The organism is Micromonospora sp. NPDC002411 (genome assembly GCF_053592955.1).
Window position 1 is genome coordinate 1 of the sequence record NZ_JBSFBM010000323.1, and the last position, 7,616, is coordinate 7,616.

At 71.1% G+C, this 7,616-nt stretch carries 8 protein-coding genes; 5 read left to right on the plus strand and 3 right to left on the minus strand.

Going from position 1 to position 7,616, the window contains the following annotated elements; genetic code table 11:
- Window positions 1-210 precede the first annotated feature (210 nt).
- The 5 genes from ACWCO3_RS28195 (at window position 211) to ACWCO3_RS28215 (ending at window position 5,164) form a co-directional block, all read left to right on the plus strand.
- A complete protein-coding gene (locus ACWCO3_RS28195) occupies window positions 211-582 on the plus strand; it encodes an SCP2 sterol-binding domain-containing protein (protein ID WP_145779289.1) in 372 nt (123 codons plus the stop codon).
- Window positions 582-2,642: an amylo-alpha-1,6-glucosidase gene (locus ACWCO3_RS28200; protein ID WP_145779290.1), complete on the plus strand. Its 2,061-nt coding sequence runs from the start codon at window positions 582-584 to the stop codon at window positions 2,640-2,642. Before ACWCO3_RS28195 ends, ACWCO3_RS28200 begins: the two co-directional genes overlap by 1 nt.
- A 94-nt stretch (window positions 2,643-2,736) precedes the next feature.
- Window positions 2,737-3,489: a lysophospholipid acyltransferase family protein gene (locus ACWCO3_RS28205; RefSeq protein WP_450012911.1), complete on the plus strand. Its 753-nt coding sequence runs from the start codon at window positions 2,737-2,739 to the stop codon at window positions 3,487-3,489.
- 81 nt (window positions 3,490-3,570) lie between these two features.
- Window positions 3,571-4,179, plus strand: coding sequence for an isochorismatase family protein (locus tag ACWCO3_RS28210; protein ID WP_208744936.1), 609 nt, complete (start codon window positions 3,571-3,573; stop codon window positions 4,177-4,179).
- A 4-nt stretch (window positions 4,180-4,183) separates the two neighbouring features.
- The gene (locus ACWCO3_RS28215) at window positions 4,184-5,164 is read left to right on the plus strand and encodes a GlxA family transcriptional regulator (protein ID WP_358164216.1); all 981 of its coding nucleotides are present in this window, start codon (window positions 4,184-4,186) and stop codon (window positions 5,162-5,164) included.
- On the opposite strand, the gene ACWCO3_RS28220 is transcribed toward ACWCO3_RS28215, so the two are convergent.
- From ACWCO3_RS28220 to ACWCO3_RS28230, 3 genes are all read right to left on the minus strand, one after another.
- Window positions 5,046-5,768, minus strand: coding sequence for a hypothetical protein (locus tag ACWCO3_RS28220; RefSeq protein ID WP_358164219.1), 723 nt, complete (start codon window positions 5,766-5,768; stop codon window positions 5,046-5,048). The two genes, ACWCO3_RS28215 and ACWCO3_RS28220, sit on opposite strands and share 119 nt — an antisense overlap.
- 72 nt (window positions 5,769-5,840) lie before the next feature.
- Entirely contained in the window at window positions 5,841-6,554 is a 714-nt protein-coding gene (locus ACWCO3_RS28225) for a response regulator transcription factor (RefSeq protein WP_145779293.1), read from the minus strand.
- On the minus strand, window positions 6,527-7,616 hold a 1,090-nt coding region (locus ACWCO3_RS28230; protein ID WP_450012915.1), incomplete at its 5' end, for a hypothetical protein. The genes ACWCO3_RS28230 and ACWCO3_RS28225, both read right to left, overlap by 28 nt.

Here is a 7,616-nt window from a genome sequence, read left to right on the forward strand (position 1 = left end):
AGGTCCCGTGCCCAGTAGGCGTTGTTGCCAGGTAGGTGCTCCGACCACGGGCCGAGCGGCTCGGTCTGGGGGAGGCGGTCACCCCATTCGGGCGAGGTTGGGATGGGGGTCGTGCGGGGACCCGTGCGGGGACGTTCGACGCCGGCCGTCCGCGCGAGGTGAGCGCGGTGGGTGGGATCCCGGGCCCGGCAACTGGGAGGAGTGGACCCGATGGTGGACGCGACCACGAGGTTCTTCGAGGACCTGGACCGGCGGGGGTACGAACCCCTGCTGGCGAAGACCTCCGGGACACTGCGTATCGACCTGCACGAGGGGGCGCAGACCCGGCACTGGCTGCTGAGGATCGACCACGGCCGGCTGAACGTGAGCCAGGAGGATCGGGAGGCCGACACCGTCATCGGCGCCGATCCGGTCCTGTTCGACGACATCGCCTCCGGGCGTGAGCACGGCCTGGCCGCGTTGTTGCGGGGGGACATGACGGTGTCGGGTGACGCTCGTCTGGTCGTGCAGGTCGAGCGGATCTTCCCGGGTTCCCCGGACGCCCGTGGGCCCCGTCGCCGCTTCGTCGGGGAGGTGCACTGATGGGGCAGAGCAACACGATCCGGATCCTGGACGGCAACACGTTCGTCGTCTGCGAGGACACCGGTGACATCGAGGCGACGCCGAGCGAGCCGACCGGGCTCTTCTCCATCGACACCCGGTTCCTGTCGACGTGGGTGCTGACCGTCAACGGTGAGCGCCTCAACTCGCTCTCCTTCGACGACCTGCAGTACTTCGAGTCGCGGTTCTTCCTGGTGCCGGGCATGGCCACGCACTACGTGGACGCGAAGCTGTCGATCATCCGGGAGCGCGCGGTGGGGAGCAGCTTCCGGGAGCAGCTCACCATCCTCAACCACGACGAGAAGCCGGTCGACCTGGAAGTACGGATGGACGCGGCGTCGGACTTCGCCGACCTGTTCCAGGTCAAGGACGAGATTCTGAACAAGAAGGGCGAGATCTACACCGAGGTCGAGTCGGACCGGCTGCGGCTGGGGTACCGGCGGGGCAACTTCCGGCGGGAGACCATCATCTCCTCGTCGATGTCGCCTCGGTACGACAGCAAGGGGTTCGCGTACACCGTGCACCTGGAGCCCAACGAGCAGTGGGAGGCCTCGATCCACGTCGAGACGCACGCGGTCGGGCCCGGTGGCCGGGATCTGCGCCTGGGTCTGCGCATGCGCGACACCGAGCGGCTCGCCCTCCAGCACGACCTGGAGCAGTGGATCGCCGACGCCCCGAAGGTCAACAGTGAGCACGGTCGCGTGGCCAGCACGTACCGGCGCAGCCTAATCGACCTGGCCGCGCTGCGCTTCTCACCGCTGTCGCTGGGTGGGGCCACCCTGCCGGCCGCCGGTCTGCCCTGGTTCATGACCATGTTCGGTCGGGACAGCATCCTGACCTGCCTACAGACGCTGCCGTTCACCCCACAGCTGTCGAAGACGACGCTGCGCATCCTGGCCTCGCTCCAGGGCAGCCGGTTCGACGACTTCCGGGACGAGGACCCGGGTCGCATCCTGCACGAGATGCGCTACGGCGAGACCGCGGCCTTCGAGGAGCAGCCGCACTCGCCGTACTACGGCTCGGTGGACGCGACGCCGCTGTTCGTCATTCTGCTCGACGAGTACGAGCGGTGGAGCGGGGACGTCGCGCTGGTCAAGGAGTTGGAGCAGGAGTCCCGGGCGGCGCTGAAGTGGATCGACAACTACGCCGACCTGGTGGGCAACGGCTACATCTGGTACGAGCGGCGCAACACCGACACCGGTCTGGAGAACCAGTGCTGGAAGGACTCCTGGGACTCGATCTCCTACTCCGACGGCACCCTTCCGCCGTTCCCGCGCGCCACCTGCGAGGTGCAGGGGTACGCGTACGACGCGAAGGTCCGCGGGGCACGGTTGGCCCGCGAGTTCTGGGATGACCCGGAGTTCGCCGACCAGTTGGAGCGGGAGGCGGCAGAGCTGAAGGTGCGGTTCAACCGGGACTGGTGGGTGGACGACGGCGGGTACTTCGCCCTGGCCCTGGATCCGGACGGCCGCCAGTGCGACATCCTCAGCTCCAACATCGGTCACCTGCTGTGGAGCGGGATCGTGGACTCCGAGCGGGCGGAGAAGCTCGCCGAGCACCTCGTCGGGCCGCGACTGTTTTCCGGTTGGGGCGTACGCACCCTGGCCGAGGGGGAGACCAGGTACAACCCGATCGGCTACCACAACGGCACGATCTGGCCGTTCGACAACTCCTTCATCGCCTGGGGTCTGCGCCGGTACGGCTTCGCCGAGGAGGCCGCCACCATCGCGAACGGCATCCTGGACGCGGCCACGTACTTCGACGGCCGGTTGCCGGAGGCGTTCGGCGGCTACCCGAGGGAGCTGACGAAGTTCCCGGTGGAGTATCCGACGGCGTGCAGCCCGCAGGCCTGGTCCACCGGCACGCCGCTGCTGCTGTTGCGCACCATGCTCGGTCTGGAGCCGCACGAGGGGCACCTGGCGGTCGAGCCACGACTGCCGGTGGGCATGGGGCGGATCGAGGTGTTGGACATTCCGGGTCGGTGGGGTCGGGTGGACGCTTTCGCCCGGGGCCGACTGGACCTGGACAACCTCGACGGCTGAGGAACCGACCGACGAACCGGCGGTGGCACGCGGGTCGTGTCGCCGCCGGTTCGCCACCGAGCCGAACCCCAGCCCGGCAGGGTAGATTCTGCGGATGCCGGAGCTCGTGTACCCGCCCGTTATCGCCACCGCCAAGACGATGTTCCGTCTCCTCGACCTGAAGATCACCATCGAGGGCGCCCACCACGTACCCCGCGCGGGCGGGGCGGTGTTGGCCAGCAACCACGTCAGCTACCTCGACTTCATCTTCGCCGGTCTGGGCGCCAACGCGTCGGGTCGGCTGGTCCGCTTCATGGCCAAGGACTCGGTCTTCACACACCGGATCTCCGGTCCGCTGATGCGGGGCATGCGGCACATCCCGGTGGACCGGCAGGCCGGCGCTGCCTCGTTCCGTGCCGCCGTGAACGCGCTCAAGCAGGGGGAGGTCGTCGGCGTCTTCCCGGAGGCGACGATCAGCCGGTCGTTCACCGTCAAGGAACTCAAGAGCGGCACGGTCCGGATGGCCCGCTCGGCGAAGGTGCCGGTGTTGCCGGTTGCGCTCTGGGGCACCCAGCGGCTCTGGACCAAGGGTCGGCCCCGCACGCTGACCCGACGGCACACGCCGATCACCATCCTGATCGGCGAGCCGATCAACCCGGCGGACTTCCCGGACCCGAACGTGCTGGCCGCCGAGCTGACCACCCGGCTCAGCGCTCTCGTCGACCGGGCCCAGCGGGACTATCCGGAAAAGCCGGCCGGTCCGGAGGACTCCTGGTGGCAGCCGGCACACCTGGGCGGCACCGCGCCCACGCCGGAGGAGGCCGCAGCTCTGGACGACGCCGCCGAGCACAGCACTCCCAGCGCCTGACGTCGACGTGGCCGGATCGTTCCGCACCTGGGCATGATGGTGTCTCCCGGTCCGGTCGTCATCCGGTCAGGATCTTCAGTCATGAGCAGAGCAGCACTCGTCGTGATCGACGTCCAGGAGTCCTTCCGTCAGCGCCCGATCTGGGCGTATGGCTCGAACCCCGACCTGGTCCGCCAGGTCGAACGGCTGGTCGCCGCGGCCCGGGAGCGCGGCGACCTGGTGGTCTGGGTCCTGCATTCCGAGCCCGGCACGGGTGGGCTGTTCGACCCCGACCTCGGGCACGTGCGGCTGATCGACGGGCTCGTCCCGGTCGACGGTGAGCCGACGCTGGTCAAGACGGCGCACAACGCGTTCACCACCACGAACCTTCAGCAGGTGCTCACCCAGGCCGGCATCCACGACCTCACCGTCTGCGGCATCCGCACCGAGCAGTGCGTGGAGACCACCACCCGGGTCGGCGCGGACCTCGGCTACCGGATGACATTCGTCACCGACGCCACGTTGACCTTCCCCATCCCACACCGGGATCTGCCGGAGACCGCCACGGTCGCGGAGATCCTCGCCGACCCGCGCACCCTGACCAACGAGGAGATCGTCACCCGCACCGAGTACGCGCTGGCTGGCCGCTTCGCGACCATCCGCACCGTGGACGAGGTGACCGGCGCGACCCTCGCCGGTACCCGGGGCTGACGCGATGACCCGGGTCGTCTTCCTGCTGGTACCGCAGGTGCATCTGCTGGACCTCGCCGGGCCGGCCCAGGTCTTCTCCAGCGCCGCCGACCTCGGGTTCGACTACCGCCTGCACTACGTCGCCGAGCGGGAGCAGGTGCCCACCGTGCAGGGCGTACCCCTGGTCGCCGAGACCCGGTGGCCCGAGCTGACCCCGGACGACCTGGTGATCGTGCCGGGTTGGCGGCCGTCGGCGCACGGGCCGGAGGGACCGGTGTCGCCCGCTGACCTGCGGCGGCTGGCCGACCACCACGCGGCCGGCGGCACTGTCGCCAGCGTCTGCGCCGGGGCGTACGCCCTCGGACGCGCCGGGCTGCTCGACGGCCGACGGTGCACCACCCACCACGAGGTGCAGGACGACCTGGCCCGCCGTCACCCGGCGGCCCGGGTGGTCCGCGACGTGCTGTACGTGGTCGACGACCGGGTGGTCACCTCGGCCGGCATCGCCAGTGGCATCGACGTGGCGCTGCACCTGGTCGCCACCCGGCACGGGCCCGGGGCCGCCGCGAAGATCGCCCGCACGCTCGTCGTGTACGCCCGCCGTCACGGGCACGAGCAGCAGGCCAGCGCGATGATGCGGCACCGCTCCCACCTGTCCGACTCGGTGCACCGGGTGCAGGACCTGATCGACAGCCGGTACGCCGAGACACTGCCACTGGCCGACCTGGCCGCCGCCGGAGGTCTCGCGGAGCGGACGCTGACCCGGCTGTTCCGGGCGGCCACCGGGCTCACTCCGCTCGGCTACCAGCAACTGCTGCGGGTGGAACGTGCCGAGCACCTGATCGGGCACGGCGCGACGGTGGAGGCCGCTGCGCGGACCGTCGGCTTCAGCGATGCCCGGATGCTGCGCCGCCTGCGAGCCCGCCCCACGAGGTCGGCTCCGGCCCCGAACGGTAGTAGTCGTCCCGGGAGTGGAACTCCACCGGCAGCGAGCCGGGCAGCGTGACCCGGGTTTCCCCGGCGAGGAGGGCGGGGCCGGCCCGCAGCAGCAGCACGTCGCGCTCCTGCGCCGAGAGGTCGACCAGCTGGGGATGGGTGAGCCGGAACATGGCCACCGCCCGGCGGATCTGCTGAGCCAGCGCCGCGACCTCGGCCGGCGGCCCACCGAGAGCCAACGCCGGCTGTTGGATGGTGCGCAACGCGTCGCAGACGATCAGCAACTGCGAGGGTGTGTCCTGCTCGGCCGCCGGCAGCTCCAACCGGGACGGCCACTGCCAGCGGATCTGGCCGCTCATCAGGCCGTTGAGTCGGGCGGGCGGCCGTGCCCGGGTCGTCTCGGCCACGACCAGCGACAGGTGCGACCCGCTGCCCACCCAGCAGATTCGCTGGTCGGTGATGGTCACCGCGACCGGCTCGGGTAGCTGCCACCGGCGCCGTACCTCGCTCGGCCCGAGCAGGTAACCCGCCACCAGCAGGCGGTGGTGGCCGAGGACCCGCTCGCCGGGGACCGGGCGCAGGCTGTAACGGCGATCCAGGATCGGCCCCACATCGTCGTCGGGCGCGTCGAACCGGTGGGGACCGATGAAAAAGGGGGACGCGTCGGCGTGCATCGTCACGACCTCCCGTTCGGCTGGCTGTGATGAGAAGCCTGTCGGATCGGAGGCCCGCTGTCATGACGCCTGTTAGGGGGTCGGCCGGTCGTGCGTCGCCTGTGACCGGTAGATGCCGATCTCCTCCGGGCGGACGAGGCCGTCCTCGATCGCGCGGGCGAGTAGTGCCGCCTTTGTGGCGGCTGGCCGCCCCGCCCGGGTGTACTTGATCCGCGCACGGTCGACGTACTGCTTCACCGTGTGCTCGCTGATCTGCATCCGGCGGGCCACCGACGCCTTGGACATCGACTGGAACCAGAGCAGCAGCGCCTCACGTTCCTTGTCGGACAGCATCGGCCGATCCGGCCGTGGGTCGCCGACCATTGCCCCGGCCAACGCCGGTGGCACGTACGGCCGGTCGCTCGCCGCGGCCAGCACGGTCGCCACGCAGTGCTCCCGTCCCTCGTGCTTGGCCAGGAACGCCGCCGCCCCGGCGTCCAGCGCGGCGAGCATGGTCTGCGGGTCGGTGTGCTCGGAGTAGACCACCACCCGCCGCCCGGCGGCGCTCAGCTCGGCCAACTTGTCCAGCGCCATCCGCCCGTGCAGTCGCAGGTCGAGCAGGACGACGTCGGCGTCCGGAGCGGCCCGCAGCACCTCGTCCGGGTCGTCGCCGGTGGCCAGCACGGTCAGCCGCGGCTCGGTGGCGAGCCAGGCCCGGACACCCTCGACCACGACCGGGTGGTCGTCGACGATCGCCACCCCGATCGGCCGTCCGTCGGTCATCGCCGCCACCGGGTCTGCGCCCATCTGATGTCCCCGTCCCGTTCGTAGAGGTGCTCCACCTGCCCGCCGTCGTGTTCCGCGAGCGGTGGCCCGGTCGCCTCCGGCCCCTCCCGGTCCGGGGTGACCAGGCTGACCACCACCTCGTTCGGGCCGGAGACCACTGTCAGCCGGGCCCAGCCGTGGGCGTCGGCGAGGGTGGCGGTGAGCGGGTCGGCCAGCCGACGTCGGATCTCCACCGGCAGCGGTGGCGGGTTCCCGATGGTGACCAGGTCGATCGGTAGGCCGTTACGTTCGGCCAGGTCGGCGGCAGCCCGCAACTCATGCAGCAGCGGGTCGGGCACGTCGTCGGACTCGGCGATCAGACGGCGTAGCCGGGCGGCGGCCAGCACGCTGCGGCGTTGCACCTCCGGGTCGTTCGGATCGGCCTTACCGTCGGCCAACTCCCCGAGCACCCGCCCGGCTGCCGAGCTGACCAGCGCGAGCCGGTCCCGGCGGTCCCGGCGGCCACGTTCCGCGGCGTCGCGCTCCGCCGCCAGCGCATGGTCGGCAGCCGAGACGGCGGCCCGTTCCCGAGCCAGGGCGACGATCGCGGTGCTGCCCACGAACACCGCCACCGGCAGGGAGAACGTGCCGTAGACGTACATCACGTAGCGGGCCACGTCGGTCGGGTCGGCCCCGTGCCCGAGTACGGCGACCAGCGCGATCACCGCATGTGTGCTCAGCAACGCGATCAGGCCGACGACGCGCCGCCCCCACACCGCCAGCACGAAGAACCAGCCGAGCGTGCCCCACACCCAGTTGGCGGCGGTGAACAACTGCCCCTCGCCGGCGGCGGCGAAGACAGCCGCGTCGACGACGAGGAGGAAGCAGGCCAACGGCCAGGGCGGCAGCGGCGAGCCGCGCAACAGGCGCAGCCCGGCCACCGCGCCGACGACCGCGACCAGCACCCACGCGCCGACCACCACGGCCGGCGCGGCGAACTCCGAGCGGGCGGCCAACACCGCCGGCAGCCCGATCGCGACGTGCCACACCAGCGCGATGGCGACGGCGGCGATCCGGGCACCCCGGTCGGACGCGTGCGCGACG